16 protein-coding genes and 1 pseudogene are annotated in these 24,279 nt (G+C 45.5%); 10 read left to right on the forward strand and 7 right to left on the reverse strand.

Going from position 1 to position 24,279, the window contains the following annotated elements; genetic code table 11:
* Positions 1–236: 236 nt before the first annotated feature.
* The 9 genes and pseudogenes from DXA13_RS02785 (at position 237) to zwf (ending at position 15,595) form a co-directional block, all read left to right on the forward strand.
* Positions 237–1,547: a S1C family serine protease gene (locus DXA13_RS02785; protein ID WP_118241820.1), complete on the forward strand. Its 1,311-nt coding sequence runs from the start codon at positions 237–239 to the stop codon at positions 1,545–1,547.
* A gap of 393 nt (positions 1,548–1,940) precedes the next feature.
* Entirely contained in the window at positions 1,941–2,885 is a 945-nt protein-coding gene (locus DXA13_RS02790; protein ID WP_118241822.1) for an HD domain-containing protein, read from the forward strand.
* A gap of 12 nt (positions 2,886–2,897) precedes the next feature.
* Positions 2,898–4,300: pseudogene (gene rlmD, locus DXA13_RS02795) on the forward strand (23S rRNA (uracil(1939)-C(5))-methyltransferase RlmD).
* A 13-nt stretch (positions 4,301–4,313) separates the two neighbouring features.
* Positions 4,314–7,541: a site-specific DNA-methyltransferase gene (locus DXA13_RS02800; protein WP_118241824.1), complete on the forward strand. Its 3,228-nt coding sequence runs from the start codon at positions 4,314–4,316 to the stop codon at positions 7,539–7,541.
* 2 nt (positions 7,542–7,543) lie between these two features.
* Positions 7,544–10,795 (forward strand): DEAD/DEAH box helicase family protein, encoded by a 3,252-nt coding sequence (locus DXA13_RS02805; protein ID WP_118241827.1) that lies wholly within the window; start codon positions 7,544–7,546, stop codon positions 10,793–10,795.
* A 192-nt stretch (positions 10,796–10,987) separates the two neighbouring features.
* Positions 10,988–11,413, forward strand: a complete 426-nt coding sequence (locus DXA13_RS02810; protein ID WP_118241829.1) for a GNAT family N-acetyltransferase — start codon at positions 10,988–10,990, stop codon at positions 11,411–11,413.
* 323 nt (positions 11,414–11,736) lie between these two features.
* Complete coding sequence (locus DXA13_RS02815; RefSeq protein ID WP_118241832.1) at positions 11,737–12,798, forward strand: beta-propeller fold lactonase family protein; 1,062 nt, start codon at positions 11,737–11,739, stop codon at positions 12,796–12,798.
* The gene (gene gndA / locus DXA13_RS02820) at positions 12,795–14,201 is read left to right on the forward strand and encodes an NADP-dependent phosphogluconate dehydrogenase (RefSeq protein WP_118241834.1); all 1,407 of its coding nucleotides are present in this window, start codon (positions 12,795–12,797) and stop codon (positions 14,199–14,201) included. Before DXA13_RS02815 ends, gndA begins: the two co-directional genes overlap by 4 nt.
* 2 nt (positions 14,202–14,203) lie before the next feature.
* Positions 14,204–15,595, forward strand: a complete 1,392-nt coding sequence (gene zwf / locus DXA13_RS02825; protein ID WP_118241835.1) for a glucose-6-phosphate dehydrogenase — start codon at positions 14,204–14,206, stop codon at positions 15,593–15,595.
* 200 nt (positions 15,596–15,795) lie between these two features.
* Here the strand turns inward: zwf and DXA13_RS02830 are convergent, their stop codons facing one another.
* The gene (locus tag DXA13_RS02830) at positions 15,796–17,556 is read right to left on the reverse strand and encodes an FUSC family protein (protein WP_181995508.1); all 1,761 of its coding nucleotides are present in this window, start codon (positions 17,554–17,556) and stop codon (positions 15,796–15,798) included.
* A 161-nt stretch (positions 17,557–17,717) separates the two neighbouring features.
* On the opposite strand from DXA13_RS02830, the gene DXA13_RS02835 reads away from it, so the two are divergent.
* The gene (locus DXA13_RS02835) at positions 17,718–18,164 is read left to right on the forward strand and encodes a MarR family transcriptional regulator (RefSeq protein ID WP_118241836.1); all 447 of its coding nucleotides are present in this window, start codon (positions 17,718–17,720) and stop codon (positions 18,162–18,164) included.
* A 119-nt stretch (positions 18,165–18,283) separates the two neighbouring features.
* On the opposite strand, the gene DXA13_RS02840 is transcribed toward DXA13_RS02835, so the two are convergent.
* From DXA13_RS02840 to DXA13_RS02865, 6 genes are all read right to left on the reverse strand, one after another.
* Positions 18,284–19,834, reverse strand: coding sequence for a serine hydrolase (locus DXA13_RS02840; protein WP_243008930.1), 1,551 nt, complete (start codon positions 19,832–19,834; stop codon positions 18,284–18,286).
* A 20-nt stretch (positions 19,835–19,854) separates the two neighbouring features.
* Positions 19,855–20,298, reverse strand: a complete 444-nt coding sequence (locus tag DXA13_RS02845; protein ID WP_118241838.1) for an Rrf2 family transcriptional regulator — start codon at positions 20,296–20,298, stop codon at positions 19,855–19,857.
* On the reverse strand, positions 20,295–20,747 hold the full coding sequence (locus DXA13_RS02850; RefSeq protein WP_118241839.1) for a rhodanese-like domain-containing protein: 453 nt from the start codon (positions 20,745–20,747) through the stop codon (positions 20,295–20,297). The genes DXA13_RS02845 and DXA13_RS02850 overlap by 4 nt, the downstream gene beginning before the upstream one ends.
* Positions 20,748–20,775: 28 nt before the next feature.
* The gene (locus DXA13_RS02855) at positions 20,776–22,134 is read right to left on the reverse strand and encodes an FAD-dependent oxidoreductase (RefSeq protein ID WP_118241840.1); all 1,359 of its coding nucleotides are present in this window, start codon (positions 22,132–22,134) and stop codon (positions 20,776–20,778) included.
* A gap of 237 nt (positions 22,135–22,371) precedes the next feature.
* Positions 22,372–23,406, reverse strand: coding sequence for a YeiH family protein (locus DXA13_RS02860; protein WP_118241841.1), 1,035 nt, complete (start codon positions 23,404–23,406; stop codon positions 22,372–22,374).
* On the reverse strand, positions 23,403–24,158 hold the full coding sequence (locus tag DXA13_RS02865; protein WP_118241842.1) for a DUF305 domain-containing protein: 756 nt from the start codon (positions 24,156–24,158) through the stop codon (positions 23,403–23,405). Before DXA13_RS02865 ends, DXA13_RS02860 begins: the two co-directional genes overlap by 4 nt.
* Between the last annotated feature and the right edge of the window lie 121 nt (positions 24,159–24,279).

A 24,279-nucleotide genomic window follows, 5' to 3' on the forward strand; every position in this document is an offset into this window, starting at 1 on the left:
GCGGAGAACGCAGAAAATGGAATGCGCAGATATAATGTCTGCTATGCGCACATTATATCATAGAACACAGAGCATTTACCAGTCCTTTTGAGAAGAGGATTTTTACGGGGGCGGCCAGCAGAAAGGCTTGCATAAGAACAGGAAGAAAAGTATAATAGGAATAGATTTCAAAAAACTGAAAATGGGACAGCATGCTGCAGGGTATTGTGGATACCTGCTTTGACAGGAGGTTGTTTATGCCGGAGATAAAGGGACCAGGGAGCGAGTTGCCGAAAAAGAAGAAATTTATTAATGAAAAGATCGTAAAACAGCCAATGACGAGGAGGCAGTTGGCGAAACGGGCTGCCGCCTTTTTATTTCTTGCCGCCCTGTTTGGCGTAATTGCGGCAGTTACCTTTGTTCTGTCAAAACCGTTTGCCGAGCGGTATATCGGCGGAAATGGTACAGGGGAAAGCCAGACGATCAGTATTCCCAAGGATGAGGAGACGACACCGGCGGCAGAACCGACGACAGAGGCAGAAGAGAAGGAGTCAACACCGATCAGCGAGCTGGTGAAAGACGCAGTGGAAAATTACCATTTTGACATTCATGATGTGGACGACATATTTAATAATCTGAAACAGGCAGGGCAGAAAGCAAATAAGAGCATTGTAACCGTTCACTCTGTAAAGAGACAGACGGACTGGTTTGACAATCCGATCGAGAGTGCGGGACAGTATGCGGGCGCCGTGATCGCTGTTACGGACAGTGAGATACTTGTGATCGTACCGGAGACGGCTTTAGAGGCGGCCGACGCCATTCACGTGACGCTTTATGACGGAACGGAGCTGAAGGGAACAAAGAAGCAGGCCGACAAGGTTACTGGTCTTGCTGTTATCAGCGTAAAGAAGTCAGAGCTGCCTAAAGAAAAGCTGACTGCGATTGAGCCGTTCAAACTGGGCAATTCCTATACGGTGAAGGCAGGCGATCTGGTTCTTTCCGTGGGTGCGCCTCTCGGTATGCCATATTCGTTTGACTATGGAACGGTTCACTATGTGGCAAGAAATGTTCAGACGACGGACGGAACTACAGGTATTATGTTTGCCGGTGTCAGGGGAAATGCAGATGCCGGAACATTTCTTTTGAATACGGCAGGAGAAATTATCGGCTGGATTACAGATAATTACGAGAATGAATCGAATTCCGGTACGACGATTGCGGAAGGAATATCAGATTATAAGGGGATTCTGGAAAAAATGAGCAACGGAATTCCTGTCGCTTATCTCGGAATCAAGGGGCAGGAAATTACGGAAGATATGACAGGTGACGGTACTCCAAAGGGCATTTATGTATATGAATCCATATCCGGAGGCCCTGCGTATTCGGCAGGCATCCAGAATGGGGATATCATTACGCAGATGAATGGAGAGCCGGTACTGACGATGAAGGAGTTTCAGGCCAGAATTGAAAAAATGGATGAAGGCCAGCCTGTAGAAATTGTCATAAACCGCAATGGGAGAGAGGAGTATACAGAGCTTCAGTATCAGGTTGTGCCTGGAGCCAGATGATCCGACAGCACGTAAGAATGATCGTGGGCCGTGAGTTGAGACAGAGCGCTTAACCAGGCCGGAATGGGCTGGAAAGCAGAACACAATGTATGACTGGAGGGTGTCGCAAAAAGGAATAAAGTATTGCCGCTGATACAAGATGGATTGACTTGGCAACTGCCTGGAACGCAATCTGGTATCAGTGGCACAGCTGATTCGATTTTTGCAACACCCTCTGTCTTTTCGTTTCAGGGGGCGCCGGCGGCGTGGCAAAATCTGACGCGGAATTACTTCTGCTTGCAGGAGTAAGAATGTTCCTGTATACTTGAGAATGACCGCAATTCAGGCTGTTTTTGGTGGAAGGAAAATCAGAATCGGCCAAACGACATAGAGAATGGAAAAGAGGAGAATAAAATGAAATATATTGATACATTAAAAGAGGGGATGCACGTTTCAACCGTGTATCTTTGCAAAACGAAGCAGATTGCCCTTACAAAGGCAGGAAAAGAGTATGGAAACCTGATTCTTCAGGATAAGACAGGAACCGTCGATGCAAAAATATGGGATTTGGGATCCCCCGGAATCTGTAATTTTGAAGCGATGGATTATGTATGTGTAGAGGCAGATGTAACCGTATTTCAGAACACCAATCAGCTGAATGTAAAGAGGATCAGAAAGGCGGAAGAGGGGGAATACGTGCCGGCTGATTATCTTCCTGTTTCAAAAAAGGACATCGGCAGGATGTACATGGAGCTGACCGGATATATCAGTACGCTGAAAAACGCAAAACTGAGAGCGCTTGCCGCCAGCTTCTTCATTGATGATAAGGATTTTGCAAAGGCATTTCAGTTCCATTCCGCCGCTAAAAGTGTACATCATGGGTTTGTGGGCGGCCTGCTGGAGCATACGCTGAGCGTCGTGAAGATGAGCGACTTTTTCGCGGGACAGTATCCGATGATTAACCGTGACCTGCTCCTGACCGCAGCCATGTTTCACGATATTGGAAAGCTAAAGGAGTTATCGACATTTCCGGAAAACGATTACACGGACGCCGGACAGCTCCTGGGGCATATTGTGATCGGTTCTCAGATGATTTCAGATCGTATCCGCCAGATTCCGGATTTTCCAGCGAAGCTGGGGGCAGAGCTGATTCACTGTATTCTGGCGCATCACGGAGAACTGGAGTATGGCTCGCCGAAGAAACCGGCATTGCTGGAAGCGCTGGCGTTGAATTTTGCAGATAATGCAGACGCAAAGATGGAAACGATGATGGAGGCTCTCCAGTCAGGCGGAGAAAATATGGGATGGCTCGGATTTAACCGTTTTCTGGACAGCAACATCCGCAGAACGGGAGAATAAAGGGAAAGATACATGGATTTAAAAAAGAATGATATTTTTACCGTAGAAATTACGGATATGAGTGATGATGGAGCCGGGATTGGAAAGCTGGACGGATATATATGGTTTATTAAGGACGCGATGATCGGCGATATTGTTGAGGCCAGCGTCATGAAAACAAAGAAATCGTATGGTTTTGCCAGGCTGCGTCAGGTTGTAAAGCCTTCTGATGTCAGGACGGCAGCAAAGTGCCCGGTGGCAAGGCAGTGCGGCGGGTGCCAGCTCCAGGCGATGGACTATGAGGCCAGCTGAAATATAAGGAAAAAAAGGTGTATAACAATCTGAAACGAATCGGCGGGCTGGACAGCCTGTTTCTGCCGGATGAAGAGGGCTGGGAGGAAGGCAGTCAAGGCTGCCGGATGGAACCGATCATAGGGATGGAAGACCCGTGGCGCTACCGCAATAAGGCCCAGTTTCCTTTTGGCCGCGACAGGAACGGACGGATTACAGCCGGCTTTTACGCAGGCAGGACTCACGATATTATCGAAAATGAGGACTGTCTGCTTGGTGCGGAAGAAAATAAGGCCGTGCTGAAAATTATTAAAAATTTCATGGAAGAATATCATATTGAGCCTTATTGTGAGGGGAACCATAAAGGCTTTATCCGTCATGCCCTGATCCGAAAGGGATTTTGTACCGGAGAAATCATGGTATGTATTGTGATCAACGGGAAATCTCTGCCCCAATGGGAAGTACTTACCGAAAGGCTGAAGACCGTAGAAGGGATGACGAGCATTTCCATTAATATCAATATGGAAAAAACGAATGTGATCCTTGGAAAAGAAATCATAAACTTATATGGGCCCGGCTATATTACGGACTATATTGGAAATGTTAAATACCAGATTTCTCCGCTCTCTTTTTATCAGGTCAATCCTGTTCAGACGAAACGGCTATATGAGACAGCTCTGGAGTACGCGGAACTGGCTGGAAATGAGACGGTATGGGATTTATACTGCGGAATCGGAACGATTTCCCTGTTCCTGTCCCAGAAGGCGAAAAAGGTCTGCGGCGTGGAAATCGTTCCCCAGGCTATTGAAGACGCAAGAAGAAACGCAGATCTGAATCACATGGGGAACGTGGAATTTTTTGTGGGAAAGGCGGAAGAAGTGCTGCCTGAGCAGTATGAAAAGAACCATGTACATGCAGATGTGATTGTGGTGGATCCGCCCAGAAAGGGATGCGATTTTGTCTGCCTCGATACGATCGTTAAAATGGCTCCGGAACGGGTGGTTTACGTGAGCTGCGATTCCGCTACTCTGGCCAGAGATGTGAAGTATCTTGGTGAGAAAGGATATCAGGTAAAAAGGGTTAGATGCTGTGATATGTTTCCTCATACGGGACACGTGGAGACGGTGACGCTGCTGACAAAATGAGGAGGTACCATGAATGAATGATAAATTGCAACGCTTTATAAACCTTATGCGTTCCGTATTTGAACTGGATAAATCCGACCTCGATTTTGGCATTTACCGCATTATGAATATCCGCAATGCGGAAATTGAGAAATTCCTTACAGAAGGTCTTCCTGAAAAAGTTCAGGAGGCTTTGGCTCCGTATGCGAACGAAGATAAATCGAAAATCAAACAGCAGATGGAAGATATTGAAAATAATGCGAAACAGTTTGGTTTTGATGATATCTCATCCCTGCCTGAAAATAATCCGATGGCGCAGAAGTATGCAGATTTACAGAGACAGCTGGTTTCCGGTACAGATATGTCAGCTCTTGAAACGGACGTATATTCTGCGCTGTATTCATTTTTTAACCGCTACTATGATGAAGGCGATTTTATTTCCAAGCGCCGTTATAAGGAAGGCGTGTACGCCATTCCTTACGAAGGCGAGGAAGTGAAGCTTTACTGGGCAAATCAAGATCAGTATTATATTAAAACCAGTGAAAATTTTAAAGATTATACATTTGTTGAGGATAATATTACAGTTCATTTCCGCCTAGTGGAAGCAACAGTTGAGCAGAATAACAACAAGGAAGCGGCAGAGAATAAGCGTACTTTTATGCTGTATACGCCTGAAAATGCAAGGCTGACTCCGGAAGAATTTGAAGCCGCCGGTTTTGATACCTTTTCATGGAATGAGGAGACGAAGGAATTAATCATACGGTTTATTTTTGATATTCCAACAGATAAAAAACGCAGATACGATGCGGAGAACTATGATGGAATTGTCGAGTATCTCATGCGGAAACACAAGGATGTCATGCGGTCGCTGCTTCGCAATATTTCACCAGATAAGAAAAGGGAATTGACTGTTCTGGAAAAGCAGCTGAAAAATTATGTGGCAAAAAACACATTTGATTACTTCATACACAAAGACCTCCACAGTTTCCTTTCCAGAGAACTTGATTTCTATATCAAGTCTGAAGTGATGCAGCTGGATGATCTGGACACAGAAAATGAGCGGCAGGTGGACGCTTATCTGGCGAAGGTTCGTGCGATAAAACGTGTGGGTAAAGTTATTATTGATTTTCTGTCTCAAATCGAGGAGTTTCAGAAAAAGTTATGGTTGAAAAAGAAGTTTGTCGTGCAGACGGACTGGTGCATTACGCTGGACCGGATTGCGACAGAATTCTGGGAAGAGATTTGTGCAAATAAGGCACAGACAGCTGAGTGGATTGCCATGTTTGCCATTGACCAGGCAAAAGGCTGGACAAACCCGCCGACTGCAGAGTTTTTGCGCCAGAATCAAAATCTGATCGTGGATACAGCGCTGTTCAGTACTGATTTTAAGGAGCGCCTGTTAGCTGCAATTGATAATCTGGATGAGCAGACAGACGGAGTGCTGATCAAGTCTGATAATTTTCAGGCGCTGCAGCTTCTGACGGAACGGTACAGTGGCAAAATCAGGCTGGAATATATTGATCCTCCGTACAACACGGACGCAAGCAAGATTCTGTATAAAAACGGATATGAGCATTCCAGCTGGATTTCTCTCATGGATTCGCGGTTAGAAGCGGGCAGAAGACTGCTCTCCTCCAATGGAATTATTGAGGTTGCAATCGATGATTATGAGATGCGGTATCTGAGCCTGTGTTTAGACCAGATTTTCGGATCAGGCAATGCGATTTCCAATATTGCAATTTTGACGAATCCGAAGGGGCGTGACCAGGGTTTTATTGCGCAGGCACATGATTATACATTGATGTATGCAAAGAATAAGGTTTTGGCAGAAACAAACAATTTTATTCTGACTCCGGAGGAATTGGCAAAAAAATTCTCAAAGTCGAAAGATGGAGAGGCCTTGAGGGAGCTGCCGCTTAAGAGAACCGGAACAGGAAAGCGCCGCGAAGAACGTCCTTACATGTATTTCCCATTCTTTTTTGCACCGAAATCGAAAGAGCTCTTTGTCATTCCGGAAAAATATTATAAGAAGATTTACGATGCGGATACACAGACATTCAACGACGATTATCTGCAGTCCGTGATCGACGATTATGCTGAGCGCGGTTACGAGGCAGTTCTGCCTGTAAGCAGCCAGGGAGAATTATTCCGTTGGAGATGGGGATATCAAAGCTGTGTAAAAGGTGTCGAGAACGGTACGCTGTTTTGCAAACCGGTCCGCAGCGGCGGGTATGCAATTTATCAATACGATTTCGCAAATAATGAGGCGACTCCAAAGTCGTTATGGTTCGGAGAACGATATGATGCGTCATCGAAAGGAACAAATCTGCTGGAAAACATGATTCCAAAGAATCCGTTTGACTATCCGAAGAGCCTTTACACGGTTATGGATAATATCATAATCGGATCGGATTCCGGCGATACTGTGCTGGATTATTTTGCCGGTTCAGGAACAACGGGACATGCGGTTATCGAACTGAACAGAACCGTAAAAGGAGCAAAAAGAAAATATGTGCTCGTAGATATGGGTGAGTATTTTGAAACGGTAACAAAGACCAGGATCGAAAAGGCCGCTTACTGCGCAGAGTGGAAAAATGGAGTTCCTGTAAACAGAAATACGGGAGTCTCTCAGATCATTAAATATATGCGTCTGGAGTCATACGAGGACGCGTTGTCAAATATTCAGATGGCGAATGAAGACGCGGGCCTGCATGCGCTTCTGGGCGAGCAGTATCTTGTACATTATATGCTGGATTTGGGTAAGCGGGGAAGTTTGATGGACATCGATTCCTTCCAGGCGCCTTTTGATTACAAGCTGATGATTACGGAAAAGAATGAGTGCAGGCTGCGCCGTATCGACCTTTGTGAGACGTTTAATTATCTGATCGGCCTTCTGGTTGTCCGTCAGAGCGCAGTTACCTATTACCGCAGTGTGAAGGCAGATACGCCGTCTTACGAGGGGGCTGTGGACTTGATAGAGGATATCGACGGACAATATGCATTTAAACAGATCGAAGGGATTCTTCCCGATCACCGCCGTGTTCTTATTATCTGGCGCACAGTGACGAATGATCTGCTTGCTTCTAATGCAGCGTTGGATGCCTTTTACCTGAAATACTGCGCAGGCCCATCCCATGGGGAGTATGATGTTATTTATGTGAATTGTGACAACAATTTGGAAAATTTACGTACAGACCGGGACAGCTGGAACGTACGATTGACGGAGTCTGAATTCAAACGATTTATGTTCGAGGAGGTTTAAGCATGGGAAAAGATAAAAGTGAACAGAAGCTTACTTTCGACGAACAATTGATTCTGTCTCAGTATTTCCTGAAGGAATTAGGTATTGAAACACTTTCAGCCCTGGGAAGACAGCTTAACACCACGGAATATGAGGGGATGACTGAGAGTGGAAATACACAGTTTTACGAATATATTTCTCATATATGCCAGCTCAGGGGAAAACGTGTGAATCTGGATAAGCTGCGGATTTATGATGAAAATATCTGCCGTCATACAAGACAGCTGAGTCAGAGGCGGGGAACGATGTACTGGAAGTATTATCAGTACATCTCTTTGCTTTTTACGGAAATGTATTTAGACCGCTATTTTACAGACAGGGAGGCTTTCTGTGCAGATCTGAATGAATTTTTGGGTGAAATGACGGCAAAATCCCTTAATCGGCTTTCTTTTGATCCTTATGAACCGGAAAAGATGAATAAACTGGCATTTATGTGTGCAACGGGAAGTGGAAAAACGCTGATCATGCATGTCAATATCCTGCAGTATCTCCACTATTTCCGCAGGGCGCAGCGCTTAAACAGCCATTTATCCATTAACAAGATTATCGTATTGGCCCCCAATGAAGTGATGAGCTTACAGCATCTGGAAGAGCTAAAACTGTCGTCTATTTCAGCCGGATTATTTCAGAAGGAATATGGCGTTCTCAAACAAAGAGAGGATGTCATTGTCATTGACATGAATAAGCTTAAAGAAGAAGGCAGAGTTAAGACGGTTGCAGTTGACAGCTTTGAACAAAACAACCTCGTACTGGTTGATGAAGGTCACAGAGGCCTTTCCGGTAATATCTGGTATGACTATAGGACAAGACTTTCGGCAGAAGGATTTGCTTTCGAATATTCAGCTACCTTCAAACAGGCATTAAATGCCGATTCCAAGAAAAAAGAAGAAAAAGACCTGATGGAGGAATACGGAAAATCCATTATTATGGATTATTCCTATAAATACTTTTATGAAGACGGTTATGGAAAGGACTACCGTATTTACAATCTCCAGGAGAGCATGGATGAGGAACAGAAAGTTCTATACCTGACTGGCTGCCTGTTGTGTTTTTACCAGCAGATGAAGCTGTTTACAGAAAAGGGGGGCGAGCTGCAAAAGTTCCATATTGAGAAGCCGCTGCTTGTATTTGTGGGAAACCGTGTTACGGCGGTAACGCGGAAGGATGAACTGACAGATGTGGAAGAAGTGCTGGATTTTATCGATAAATTTGTGCGTAACCGCAGTAAAAGTGTGGAACGAATCAAAGCCGTGCTGATGGATGATACCGGCCTTAGCGATGTCAGAGGCAGGGACCTGTTTTACATGGACTTTGTCGCCTTGAATCATTATTTTGGCGCTCAGCCGGACGCGGAACTGGTATTTGCAGACATTATGCGCATTGTGTTCAATACAAATACCAGCGCGGATGAACCAAGGCTTCATTTGGAGAACATTCGCCAGGTGACTGGAGAAATTGGAATGAAGATCGGAGAATACGGTGACTTTTTCGGTGTGATTTCCATTGGAGATACGGCGGGACTGATCAAAAATTGTGAACGAAAAGGAATTGTAGCTCAAACAGACGAATTTATATCGGAGTCTCTGTTCCAAAAGATTAACGAAAAAGACTCCCCCATAAAAATGCTGATTGGATCCAGAAAATTTACGGAAGGCTGGAACAGCTGGCGCGTTTCCACGATGGGATTGATTAATTTTGCAAAGGGGGAAGGCGCACAGGCAATTCAGCTCTTTGGCCGTGGAATTCGGCTGAAAGGCTATAACGGCTGCCTGAAGCGTTCTAGCCGTCTGGACGATATCTGTGTGGAACGGCCCAAGTATATCGAGGTTTTGGAGACGCTGACGATTTTCGGTATTAAAGCGCAGTATATGGAAGACTTTAAACGGTATCTCGAACTGGAAGATGTGCCGGCCAACGATGTTATACTGAGGCTTAAGCTGCCGGTTGTGAACCGGTATGATACCGTTAAAGATAAAAAACTCAGAGTAATCCGGGTAAAAAACGGAGCAAATTTTAAAAAACAGGGGGAACGTCTGATTTTAGATGTTCCAGATCAGGGATTCAACCGTTATTTACTGCAAAGTGTTACAAAAATCGATTGCCGCAGCAAGATTCAGACAATTGATTCTACATTTTCAGGTCTGGTGAAAATGGAGTCGTTGGAAGAGAGATATACGCTTCCGACAGAGGTACTGCCGCATCTGGATTATTACCGCATATTTGATGAGCTGCAGATTTACAAAAGCGAAAAAGAATATTATAACATTTCTATTATCCGGGAAAAACTGAGAGACATATTAAGTGTTGATGGCTGGTATTCCCTGATTATACCAAGGCACTACCTGAAAGTTGATACGATCGAGAAGCTGGAGGCTGCTACAGATTATGCAGTCATGGCGCTCAAGTCTTACATGGATAAGTTTTACAGGTATGAAAAAGAACGCTGGGAGGAACATCTGCTTGAACTTGCGGAGCTTACGCCGTCTGACAATAATTTTGTGGACGAATACAGCTTTACGTATTCTCCGGCGTTTGAACAGGATAAGACGGGAGAGGAACTGGAACGGTTTATCAAAGAGACAAATACAGTTCTGAATGAAGACGGCAGACTGGATGATTATGAAAAGTCTGTATTAAACAAGAGGATCTTGGTGTATGACTGTCCTCTGCATCTGTATGCGCCGCTTATTACCCTGCCGAAAAGCAGCCTGAGAATCCAGGTTGCACCCGTAAGCCTGAATGAAAGTGAAAAACGATTTATTGATCTACTTGAGGAGTATGCAAAAAATCATGAGGACGAATTAAAGGACAAGCCGGTCTATCTGCTTAGAAATAAGAGCAAGGTTGGAATGGGCTTTTTTGAAGCCGGTAATTTCTATCCGGATTTTATTCTCTGGATTGATACAGAAGATACACAGTATATCACATTTATCGACCCCAAGGGACTTATGCATATAAGGCCGGATGATCCGAAAATCATGTTTTGTAAAACGATAAAGAAACTGGAGGAGCGTTTGGCTCCGACTGTGAAAGATAAGCGGATTGTACTGAACTCATTTATTATGACGGGCACACCGGCCGCTATGCTGAAGCAGTGGTGGAGTACACCGGATATTGAGGCAGGCCGGTCGTACCGGGAAGCGAGAAATGTATATACACTGGATCACCCACAGTGCATCGAATTGATGATCGATAAAATTCTGAAGTCCGGTTAAAGAAAGGTGCAGACACAGAAAAAGAAGACAGGATTTTGTTGTAATTTGAATGAGCAGTTGGAAGAGATAATTCCTTTTATGCTTTCAGAAAATTGGAAGAAAATGGATTACAAAAACGAACAAATGTTCTTGAAAAAGACTTGCAGAATAGAAGATCCCCCGATATAATAAAGAGAATGAGGAGGAGATAAGATGGTTCGTTTATTTGAATTCAGAGATTTGGACAAGATTATGGAAATATGGCTTCGGGGAAATATGGAAGCTCATTCTTTCATTCCGGCAGAGTATTGGAAAAAGAATTTTGATTCGGTAAAGTCGGTGCTGCCTAATGCTGAGGTTTATGTGTACGAAGAGGGAACAGAGGTATTGGGATTTATAGGAATAGACGCAGAATATATTGCCGGGATTTTTGTAGCAGAAGAACATAAGGGACGTAAAATCGGCCATCAGCTGATTGAAACAGTAAAAAGAAAAAAGAGGCTGTCTCTGCACGTGTTTGAAAAAAATACGGCTGCCATGGCCTTTTACCGTGCAGAGGGATTTAAGGTACAGGAAAGAATGACAGAAAAAGAAACAGGGGAACGGGAATGTCTGATGGTTTATAATGAGAGAGAATGAGCGGAAGCTTTTAAATCGATACGTCTGGATCGGGCAGTTGATGGTGGAAGATGAAGCTCTTACACGAACTGCGCAGAATTCAAGAAGTATTTCGGCTGCAGGATTATAGAAGAATTTATTAAGTGCGTAATATATAAGAGGCTCTTGTAACGGCTGACTCCAGCTGGTTATGGCAGCCTCTGTTTTTTTGTCACAGGAAAATCATATACAATAGTTACATAGCCGGGTCTGTAAGAGGAATACTTATAAAAGAAACAGTTGACTTTCTTAACTGTAATTATTATAATTACAGATAGAGGGCAAAAAAGGAGAGTGAATTGATAATGGCAGAGAAAGAAATAATAATGACAGGTGACGTGCAAAAAGAAGCAGAAGCAAAAAATCTTTTGAATGGCTATATCGGAACGTATTATTCTGAGAAGAGTAAGGGGATTTATCAATTTTCTTTTGATCCTGTCAGCGGCAGGATGACAGAACCGGAATTATTTTACGAGGCCCCAAATGCAAAATGGGTAAGCTTAAATGGCAGTTCTATGGCCTTTCCTGTAGAAAGAAACGGCCGTGCGGGCACCTGCTTCCTGAAATTAAAAGATGGAGAGGTCAGCCATAAAGAAGAAATACTGGAAGAAAAACAGACGCCATGTTATGTACTTCAAAAGAATGACTTCGTCTATACGGCTAATTATCACGAGGGAACCGTCATGGTATACCGTTTAGATGATGGAACCCCGTTTGTGGTAAAACGGATCGAAAATGGGGCGGGAGCAGGCTGCCATCAGATTATGCTTCATGAAACGTACCTTATGGTTCCCTGCCTCGAACAGAACAAAATCAGACTGTTTGATATGACGGATCATTATATTCAGGCAGGAGAAATCCTGTTTCCGGAAGGCAGCGGACCAAGACACGGAATTTTTAACAGGGATCATACGAGACTGTACGTAGTAAGTGAATGGAGCAACGAACTGTTTGTTTTTCGGGTACATGGAAAGGAGTTCGTTCTGATACAGTCGATTTCTGTACTGCCAGAAGGCGGAGAGGGCAGTAACAGGGAAAATGCAGCGTCGGCGGCAATACGCCTGACAAAAGATGAAGCATATTTATACATTTCCGTGAGAGGAGCCGATCTGCTGGCCGTATTTGAGATCAGGGAAGACAAAGCCGCTGCAATTCAGCATATTTCCTGCGGCGGAGCCCATCCGAGGGACTTCATATTGAGTGAAAATGAAGATTTTATATTGACAGCAAATCGTTTTGGAGGCGGGATTGCGTGTATCGAGCGGGATAGAAAAAGCGGCTTGCTGAAAAGCGTCAGGCATCGGATCGATATGCCGGAAGCCGTATCATTGTTACTTGTTAATAGCACACAGGAGGCGTCATTATGATAAAAACGGATATTGGAATAATCGGACTTGCAGTTATGGGAAGAAGTCTTGCCCTTAATATGGCAGATCATGGATTTAAAGTGGGAGGCTACAACCGCAGCAGGGAGGTAACGGATACTCTGATCAGCGAGCATCCACATGAAAACCTAATTCCTTTTTATAGTTTAAAAGAACTGGTGGAATCCCAGGAAAGGCCGCGTAAACTTATGATTATGGTCAAGGCGGGAAAACCGGTGGACCTTGTAATCGACCAGCTCCTTCCTTTTCTTGATGAAGGCGATATGATACTGGATGGAGGAAATTCCTTTTTTGAAGATACAAGAAGAAGGGAGAAAAGCCTGAAAGAGAAGGGAATCTATTATTTCGGCACCGGTGTATCAGGCGGGGAAAAAGGAGCGCGTTTCGGCCCATCTATTATGCCGGGCGGGGATCCAAAGGCATATGAGCACATCGCACCTGTTCTGGAGGCGATTGCTGCCACGGCTCAGGGGGAGCCATGCTGTGCCTATATGGGGCCGGACGGAGCCGGTCATTATGTAAAGATGGTTCACAACGGAATTGAATATGCGGATATGCAGTTGATTGCAGAAGCCTACCTGCTCCTTAAATATGCAGGGGGATTTACAAATAAAGAGCTGGCAGATATTTTTGAGGAATGGAATGAGGGCGAACTGAAAAGTTACCTGATTGAAATAACAGCCGCCATTTTCCGTGAACAGGATGATTTCTCTGATGGAGAGCTGGTAGACTATATCCTGGACAGCGCAGGCCAGAAGGGAACAGGAAGATGGACCAGCCTGGAGTCCCTGAAACAGGGAGTCAATGTGTCCATGATCACCGCTGCCTGCAATGCCAGAATTATGTCTAACCGTATAAATGAGAGAAACGAGGCGAAGGGACTGTTTGAAGCTCCAAAACAAAGGCCGGTGACAGATCAGGCGGCCTTTCGGACACAGGTGAGAGAAGGCCTTTATACAGCCAAAATTGCAGCATACGCACAGGGCTTTGACCTGCTCTCCCATGCATCGGCAGAATATGGGTGGGATCTGGACTATGGAAAAATCGCATCGATTTTCCGGGCAGGCTGTATCATTCAGGCAGAATTTCTGGATGATATTACAAAAGCCTTTGGAAATAACAAAGGGCTGTCCAACCTGATGACGGATGCGTTTTTTAGGGACGGAATCAACCGAGGTCAGGGGAGCCTGAGAAGTATTCTGAGCCTGGGGATTCTGAATGGTATTCCCGTACCGGCCATGAGCCAGGCAGCTGCCTATATTGACGCGTTCCGCGGAACAGCCGTAGGCGCAAACCTGATCCAGGCGCAGAGGGACTGCTTTGGGGCTCATACGTATGAACGGACTGACAGAGAAGGGATTTTCCATCATGAATGGAGGGTTTAAGCATGAATAAAAAACAGATATTTACAATCTTCGGCGGAACCGGAGACTTAACGTTCAGGAAGCTTTTGCCTGCTCTTTATAATATAGAGGCTTCAAAAGATAAGGAATTATGTACGGACATCGTAATTATCGGAAGAAGAGATTATACGAGTGAGACATACAGAAACATGGCAAGAGATTGGGTAGAGAAGTTTGCAAGGCTTCACTTTCAGGAAGAGATATACCAAAAACTTGCAGAACGCATAGTATATTACCGTATGGATTTTACAGATGAAGATGCATATGAGGAGCTTGACCGTTTCTATAAAGAAATGGGGGCGGAAGGGCATATCTTTTACTTTGCCGTCGCGCCGCGCTTCTTCCGTACAATCGTAACCGGACTTAAAAGGGTAAACGGCGCTGAAGAGGGGAAAGTGGTGATCGAAAAGCCCTTTGGAGAAAGCCTTACGGCTGCAGCGGAACTCAATGAGACAATGGAGGCGTTTTTTTCGCCGGAGCGTATTTACAGAATTGACCATTATCTTGGAAAGGAAATGGTGCGGAACATTCAGATCATTCGTTTTGCAAATCCTATCTTCAGCAATGTCTGGGATGCGGAACATATAGAATGTATTCAGATTTCAGCATTGGAGGAAGTGGGCGTAGAGTCAAGAGGGGGCTATTATGATCACAGCGGCGCTCTAAAAGATATGGTACAGAATCATTTGTTCCAGATTCTTTCCATTGTAGCTATGGAGCGGCCGAAAAGCCTTGCGGTAGAGGACATGCATCGGGAACAGATACGGGTGCTAAAAGCGCTGCGCTTACCCGAAAATATTGAGGAGAATATGGTGCTGGGCCAGTATGCAGGCTACCGTGAGGAGTCTTCCGTAGCTAAGGATTCAACCACGGAAACATATGCGGCGCTCCGCCTCTTCGCAGAGAATGACCGGTGGAGAGGGATGCCCTTCTACGTGCGTACCGGCAAAAAACTGGGAAAGCGGGAAATGCAGGTAGCCGTTGTGTTTAAGAGCCCCGCCGAAGGGGTGGAACCGAATATTCTTACTATTAAGATACAGCCTACCGAGGGCGTATATCTTCAGTTTAATATTAAGAATCCGGGAGAGACAGAAGAGATCATTCAGGCAAAAATGGACTTCTGCCAGAGCTGTTCCTTTGTTAACCGCATGAATACGCCGGAGGCCTACGAGCGCCTGCTTGGAGCATGTATGCGGGGAGAACGCTCATGGTTTTCCCAATGGGATCAGGTTGAGACAAGCTGGAGATATGTGGATCAGGTTCGCGAGCAGTACCGCAGAGCCGGACTGCCTGTATATGCTTATCAGCCCGGCAGCAGCGGACCGGGGGAGGCAGACGTGTTTTTAAAGGAGTATGGTCATACATGGTTTGAATAACAGATCACTTATAACGAAGGCGCGCTGAAAAAGGAAAAGGACAGCAATGATCCCGATACCAGATAGAGTGGCCAGGCTGTTGTCCTGGTAAGAATCTGATATCGGGGCATTGCTGTTTTTATCTGCCCTGCACTCCCGTCGTTTTAGACGGAATTACACGGAAGAGGGAGTTATGAAAATCGTATAAGGAGATAAGGAGATCAGGAAAGGTGTTCAGACTTAAATACAGGAGCATTTGCACGTTCAATAATACGCGTCCGGTGAGCCTGATGAATCTGATGCTGACATTTGACCATGAGCAGAGGCAACTCATTCCATTCTTCCAGATTTGCATTCTGTATCAATTTTTCTTCCTGCAGATATGCCTGAATGACGAGATTATAATAGAGCTGCGGGTCAGTCTGGTCCGAACGGCATACATAGGAAAGCAGATCTGTAACGGCCTTGTATTTTTCCCATAACTGTTTTGTTGCCCTGGCCCTGCTGTAAGGCCAGATCAGGCAGTTGACGATGTAAGCGACTGCGGCTCCGGCCAGGATATAGCCTGCTCTGATAATGAAAATGCTTCCTACGGCATGAATTCCAAATGCATTCATAAATACGGCTCCGCCTAAAGCACCCACGGTAGAGCAGGCAAATGTTCCGAGATAATCGCTGAAGTAAAATGAAATATAGCCTGACAGCATCATGGCAGCCGTACGGCCGGCAGGAGACGGAATGGCAGAGTAGATGATTACGGATGCCAGACCTCCGATCATTGTAGCCAGCACACGCTTTTTTATTTTTACAGGAACGTCATCCGCGTAGGGGAGGGAAACGGAGGCCAAAGTAAACAGAAACCATCTTCCGTGTGGAAGGGAGAAAATCTGAACCAGCAGGGTGGCACATGATAATAAAAGCGCAGTCCGCAGCGCGTAGATTGCCCGGACAGGGCTAAGATCCAGAGCGGCTTGAAGCCGGACTTTTAACGACAGGGCGGTTCGCTTGTAATGCGTTCTGTTCTGAGGGTCAGTCATATGAAGAATACGGTCTCGTATATAGATCATGGTATGATTGAATACTTCCGCTGTTTTACGCTCTTCACAATTGGGAGATTCAAGAACCTCGAGAGGGGGAATATCGCGGACTTCCTGATAGAGAAAAGCACGGAATCCCTTTAACTGACCGGCAATTGTTAAAAGAAATTCCCGTTCCTGAATGGTGAGTTCGTTTGGAAGTTCATGTATGAGAATCTGCAGGTGTTCCAGCCCGCGTCCGGCGTCAATCATGGAAAAACTGGCTTCAGACACACATAAAACTTTCTTTCTTCTATCATAGACGGTCTGGCTCAAACGGCGCAGGCTTTGGCGAATCTGGGAAAAATCCGGCTTTTTATCTGTTTCTTTCAGCCGGTAGGAAATATGGAGGCTGACTTCATCGATCATTTCACCCAGTACATCTCTTGCGGTTTCCAATACCCGCTTTCTTCCCATAAACCACTGATACAGTATAATTGACAGTGCGCCTGCCATCATGCCCACTATTCGTTTTGGGAGCTGCTGGGTGTCTGCGGGCGAGATAAATATGAGAAATAAATAAGATAAAATATAAGGAAAATATAAATGGCTGGAATATTCATATGTAAAGGCATACAAAATTACAAATATTGTGATAAAATTAATGAAAAAGGAAACGGGTGCAGGAAGAATTGTGACAAGACACGCAGCAGCGGCCATCCACGTCAGAACGAGGGCCTGAATCAGCAGGTGCTTTAAAGGTTCGGCCGTAAGGTCCCGGACCATAGAAGCAGACATCATAATTGTAAATATAACGCCTACAATTGTATTTTCCGGGCCAAAAAGGGATTGAAATAGATTTATATAAAAAAGAATAAAAAGAAAGTTCAATGTGCTGGTACGAAAATGTTCTTTCGTTATTTTCGGAAGTTTCCATTTCACATTTTTTATGGTTACACTCTTCATAAATTCCGGCATCTCCTTTTCGATGACCGCTATGCGGACAGACAGCAATTCAAAAATATGGAATCAGACCATATGATTGCACAATGTTGATAGTCATACTTTGTTTACTAATTAAATAGAATAACACCTGGAAATTTTTTTGTCAACGGGGAGAAATGAGCATGAAGTCAGAAACGATATCAGAAAAGTTTGTCCATAATCTGCTTTTGGTAATGCCGAACTGGCATTCCAAACTGGTACGGCCACTAAAGGATAATTTAAACAGAGAAATGAGCCTGGAGACGTATTATTGCCTCCAGACTTTGAAAAATTCCGGAACTGTTACCATGACCGGGCTGGCGCAACAGCTGAAGGTTCCGAAGCAGCAGGTGACGAAACTGGTTGACAAACTGAGCGAGCATCACTTTGTAGAGCGCTTGTGCAACGAAGATGACAGGCGTGCAGTCCTGATTCGGCTGACGCCGGAAGCCATATTGTATCTGGATGAATACTACCGGAAACATACGGCGTTTATTGAATCTTTAGAAAAACAGCTGAGTGAAGAGGAACTGGAAAAGCTGAATCAGGCGGTGGAATACCTCAGGGAGATTCTCCCTAAATTAGAATAGACGGGAATCAGCTCTGAAGATTTTCAGAGGCAATTGGCCTGACTTGTTGTGTTGAAAACAGATTTTGCCGCGGAATATCCGGCTTTCAGAACTGGATATTTCACGGCAAAACCTGTTATTTATATATTTATGTGAGGGAGGGTGCATTCAAATAGGTGGTATTGGATCAGATTAATATATATTCCTGCACTGCGGACGAGATTCTCCATTAGTGACTGCATTTTTAAAACGGCAGGGTGGCCTGAGAGGCCATAGTCCTCAGTCATCGGAAGAAGTCTTGGAAATGCCAGCCATGTACTTCCATTTTCATCTTCCCAGATGGAAATCCGCAGCGGAAGTTCCAGAGAAATGCTCTGGTCAGCCTGCATGAGTCCTGTGCCGACTTTTGGAGAACCGAAGACGAGTACGGTTGTGGGACGAAGTTCCAGTCCGGCTTTTTCTGCATTCTCAGCATGGTCGAATTTGGCAAACAGAGGAATATTCCGATCGGATAATTCCTTTTCCAGGCGGCTGACGGTTTCAGACACCGGGAACTGCCCCTCTAAAAGGTAAAGTTTATTGTCGTCGTAGTTGGTAGACAGCAGATCACCGAACGCGCCAGCGATACGACGGCCGAGATTTGTAAAGTCTACCCCTTCTTTGTTGGCCAGAAGAGTAACGCATACCAGCTCTTCCGGGTGTGTAAAACGGCTTAAAAAACTGGAGTAACCGGGAACAGAACCTTTGATATCCATTAAGCCGCGATGTTTGTAGAACTGCCAGCCCGCTGCAGCAGGGACTTCGCGTCCATCCGGCAGCTGCCACGGAGCATAGATCACGGATCGGTGCTCAGCCTCGTGAATCAGTACACCTCCGGCAAGGCCGATATCCCAGAATGAAATGTCCTGTGCGGATGCCCAGATATCGGAAAATCCCTTTAATGCGGAAGATTCTGTCCGTTGAATTCGCTCACCGCTGCTGCTGTAGCTTGCAGCCGGTTCTGTCGGATCTATATATAAGCCGTTCTTTTTAAAAATTTGATGGACATTTTCGGTTAAGGACACGTCTTCATGGTGGAATCGATCCAGGTCTTCAGCAAAACCGGTGTGCTTCAGGCCAAGGAATTGAATTTGACGTTCTGTGACAAAATCATGGTAGGTTTTGCCGCTGATCCGTTCTACAATTTCCGTGAGAATCAGAAAATTAGTGGCGCTCTGCCTGACATCTGTTCCAGGAGCAAAATGCAGGGACTGCTCCGATACAAGCCGGATAAGTTCCGCAAATGTCCAGGTTTTAAAGGGATCCCAGCTTTCGGCTCTGCGGTAATCGGGAAGCCCGGAAGCATGGCGCAGAAGCTGCAGGACCGTAATTTCTTTCCAGTTTTCCGGAACTTCCGGAATTAATTTGTCAAGACTGTCAGAAAGGTTCAGAGATCCGTCTTCGTACAGCTGCATTACAGCGACCGCTGTAAAGGCCTGGGAAACCGGTCCGGCGGGCCACATGGTGTTGGCAGAAGCAAGGCGTTTCTGACCGGCATCGGATAGGCCGTAACCTACTACACGAGGGATATAAGGTGCCTGAACGATCGCCAGTGTCAGCCCAGGAATCTGCTGTTCTTCCATAAAGTCCCAGATCATCTGATCGACGGTATGGCCAAGATAAGACACATCTGCGCTCCCCCTCATTTTCATTTTATCATGCTCTTTTGTATTCATAAATTTACCCGTGCCTTTCTTTTATCTTCTTCTTTAAAAAGTGTTTGCTCTACATCGGCAACTGCAATGGTATCCAGATATTCCCTGCATCTCCTGTTCAGCTCATCATACAGACCGTCCATATAACCTGCCATTCCGGAGGCCACCTTGCAGTCCATCTCTTCGCTGCCGCTTTTCCAGCTCAAATCTGCAAATTTTGTATCCAGAGCTCTGCTAATTTCACCTAAAGTTACGGTACGTGTCTTTTCATAGGAGTAACCGCTCAAAAAGCGTCCTTCCCGAGTTTCGACAAGACCGGCTTTTTTCAGCCTGGACATCACCCGGCGTACACGGCCTGGATTGGTACAGATATTTTCAGCCAGTTCTTCACTTCGAAGAGTACAGGCTTTATGGTGGAGATACACCATTGCATGTACGGCTACGGCAAAGTCGCTGTTCATTCTGCCTCACCGCTTTCTGTTTCATATGGCCAGTCTACAATACCTCCGAAATCATACACCTGTGTGTACCCCAGTTCAACAAGCTTGTCGGAAGCCTGCCTGCTTCGGATCCCGGTCCTGCAGTGCACTAGAAGAACGGCATCAGTATCAGGAAGAGCTTCTGGAAGTTCACTGCCGATGGATTCGTTTGGAACAAGGACCGCGCCGGGAATATGGGCATCCTTGTATTCATCGGCTGTACGGACGTCCACTATGGTAACGTCTCCTTTATCAATCATTTCTTTGGCCTCTTCAGCCGTTATCTTATGATAAGCGCTTTCCACAGCTTCGGCCGAAGCGGATGTGGGAGCAGCGTTCTGATCAGCCGGCGATTTTCCACCTGGAGCAGAGCAAGCGGAAAGCAGAAAAATGCAGCTTAGAACAAGACCGGACAATATATGTTTTTTCATAAAATACCTCCTGAATTTTCATATTATATTAAACAGCAAACAAGTCGTTGAACGCTTCTGTCATAGTCGGATGCGTATAGATCCGATCGCGCAGTACGGTGTAATCAGCACCCAGGTCCATGGCCAGCTTAATGAGATTAATCATTTCGTAGGACTCTTCGCATAACAGCATGGCACCCAGAATTTTTCCTGTTTCTGAATCAATGACAGCTTTCAGCAGTCCGTCGGCAGCATTGAGTACCTGAGCCTTTGGAATGGCGGCAGCCGGCATTTTTGCAATTTTGACCTTATATCCGGCAGCAGAAGCCTCCCTTTCATTCATGCCTACACGTGAGTATGGAGTTGCGAGAAACACGCTGTAAGGAACATTTCTGCGGTCTGAAGTCGTATAAGAATTCCCTCCCGACAGCTGAGACCATACGATACGTGAATCATCGAGAGATACATACGTATGCTGGAGCCCGCCTGCTACGTCACCCATGGCCCAAACGTTCGGAGCAGTTGTACGGAGCAGCTCGTCGACCTTTACAGCGCCGCGAGGAGTCAATTCGATACCTGCAGTTTCGCAGTTCAGATCCTTTGTATTCGGAATACGTCCTGTCGCAACCAGCACCGCGTCGGCTTCGAGACGATGCTCCTCATTCTTCCAGCTGAATGAGACAGCCGGACCGTCCTCAATTTTCTTAATTGAAGCGCCGAGATAAAATTCTACGCCGCGTGCTTCCAGAATCGCCTTAATCTGAGCAGCAACATCTTCATCCTCTTTCGGAAGGAAGGTCCCACCGTCCTGGATTACGCTTACCTTGCTGCCGAAACCGCTGTACATGGATGCGAATTCCAGACCAATATAACCGCCTCCGATAATGACGAGGCGTTCCGGAAAACTATCAAGATCCATCAGTCCGGTGCTTGTGTAAACACCTTTTGTTTCTTTAAGCCCCTCAATCGGAGGAAGAAATGAGGTGGAGCCGGTGTTGATGAACACCTGGTCGGCAGTGAGAAGTAAAGTATCGCTCTCTGAAGCGACTTCAACCTGAAGCGGCCCTGTAAAACGGGCAGTACCGTCGTATACAGTAACCTGCTTTAAGTCTGCCAGCTTATGGTAATTCTTCTGACGGAGCATCGCTGTCAGGCGTCTCTTTTCTTCAACAGCAGCTTTATATGTTAAAGATTTTGTACGGCTGTCCGCCTGGGGATCAGCTGCGGCAGCGCTGTGGATTAAAGATTTGGATGGTATACAGCCTACATTGATGCAAGTGCCGCCGTACATATTTTTATCTTTTTCAATCAGAGCAACGCTCTTTCCCTCCGCTGCCAGCTTGCCGGCCAGAGTCTTACCGCCTTTTCCGAAACCGATTACGATTGCGTTATAATTGATGTTTTTCATGAGAATACCTCCGCCATATTTTTTTATTTTCGATCTGTTACTGATTTATTAACAGTTATGTTACTGTAATTATATTGGTAACAGTTTAAAATGTCAAGCGGTTTTTGAAAAATAATTAAAATATGGAAAACAATACCCCCAATACCAGACGCGGTGACTGGCTGCCGCCTAGAAATAAATTCCGGTATTGAGGGTATATCTGATTAGAAGTTTAAGGCCTCTGCCGTTTGGACAGGTCTATATAAGGCCGATGAAATATTCAACTGCGATTGCGGCAATGACGACAAGGACGGAAATGATCAAACCGTGAACCATGGGGAAAAGGCCTGAACTTTTCAGCTCCTTGAAATTCGTATTCAGCCCGATGGCGGCGAGAGCGGCAATCATAAGAAACTTGCTGAGGTCCTTCAGCAAACCGGATGTGGATATTGGAATTAAGCCGAAACTGTTGATTACGGCAAGTCCTGCAAAGCCAAGGATAAACCAGGGGATGATGGACTTCCACTGAATTTTCATACGTTCCGTTCCGTTATCAGCGGCCTCCTGTTGCTTCAGCCGGATATGGATCAGGGCAAAGATGAGGACGGTAGGGATAATGGAGAGGGAGCGGGTCAGCTTTACCATAGTTGCGAAGTCTCCTGCCGCTTCGCTGTAAGCATAGCCTGCCGCTACGACGCTGGAGGTATCATTGACGGCAGTGCCTGCCCAGAGACCATAAGCCATATCGGAGAGATTCATCCACCGCCCCATGACCGGAAAAAGTATAATCATAGCCATATCGAACAGGAATGTAGCAGACATGGCATAAGCGATATCAGAATCTTTTGCGTCAATTACAGGGGCGATTGCGGCGATTGCAGATCCTCCGCAAATCCCTGTTCCGGCTGAAATCAGATTGGACAGCTTCCAATTTAGCCCCAGCCCCCGTCCTACAAAATATCCAATGCCAAAACAGGTGAACAGAGTAAATATCATTACGGTCAGCGATAGCCTGCCCACAGCCAGAACGGTAGAAATATTCAGGCTGGCGCCAAGTAAAATGATGGCAAACTTCAAAATCTTTCTGGAGGTGAAACGGATACCTGCCTTTACAAAAGATGGCGCCTTAAAAAAATAATTGACAGCCATACCTATGAACAGGGCAATTACGGAACCGCCTACTAAATGGACAGGCAGAGCGTTTTCGAGCATTTTTGCCGCTGCAGCAATGATTACTGCGGCAAGAAAACCAGGGAGAATTTCAACAATTTTTCCTGGAAATGATGTGCTCATTTTAAATGTTCCTGCATGAGCTGGATCTCGTCTTCCTGAGCATCGATGATATCTTCCGCCAGCTGCAGCACTTCGTCATTATCTGTATATTCCAGAATTGCCTTTGACATATCTACAGCCATCTGATGATGCATCATCATGCCTTCCGCAAATGCCTGCTCTACATCCTGGGCGGAAGAAGTTCCGTGTCCCATGTGCTGATGGCCGGCCATCATCTTATTATAAGCTTCCAGATATTTCTTCTCTTTTTCTTCATCCTTTTTACCGGAAGATTCAATTTCCTGAATCAACCGGTTCATCTGATCGATTTCATCTGTCTGAGCCTCGATAATATCCTCAGCCAGCTGCTTTAACTCCGGATCGCTGCCGCCGTATTTGAGATAGCTTTCCGACATATCGATAGCAGATTCATGATGGGGAATCATGCCTTTCAGGTAGTCCAGGGATGCATTCCCGGTCGGTTCTACAGCCATTCCGTCCATCATTTCAGCCATAATTGCATCCTGTTCGCTAAGATACTGACTCAAAGCTTCTTCTGATCCTGCTGATTCATCGGCAGATTCTGATCCCTGAGCCTGGGAATCTGCGGATGAAGTATTTCCGGCCTGAGATGTTTCCTCCTGGCTGTGTCCGGCATGAGGATCTGCAGGTGTATTTGCATTTTTGCGCGACATTGCGCTGAATACAATAATCAGCACTACGATTACAGCTACTGCAATTCCTATGGCCCAGTATCGTTTCTGTTTATCCATTATGATTTCCTTTCTATAAATAATTTGTTTATAGCTGTTTCGGACGGCAGAAATACAGATTGACCGGAGCAGCTACATTTATTTTTATTATTTGAATAATGAAAAATATTATTCATATGCT

Origin of the sequence: Clostridium sp. AM58-1XD (genome assembly GCF_003464085.1) — a bacterium.
In the GTDB taxonomy this organism is placed as follows: Bacteria; Bacillota; Clostridia; order Lachnospirales; family Lachnospiraceae; genus Lachnoclostridium_A.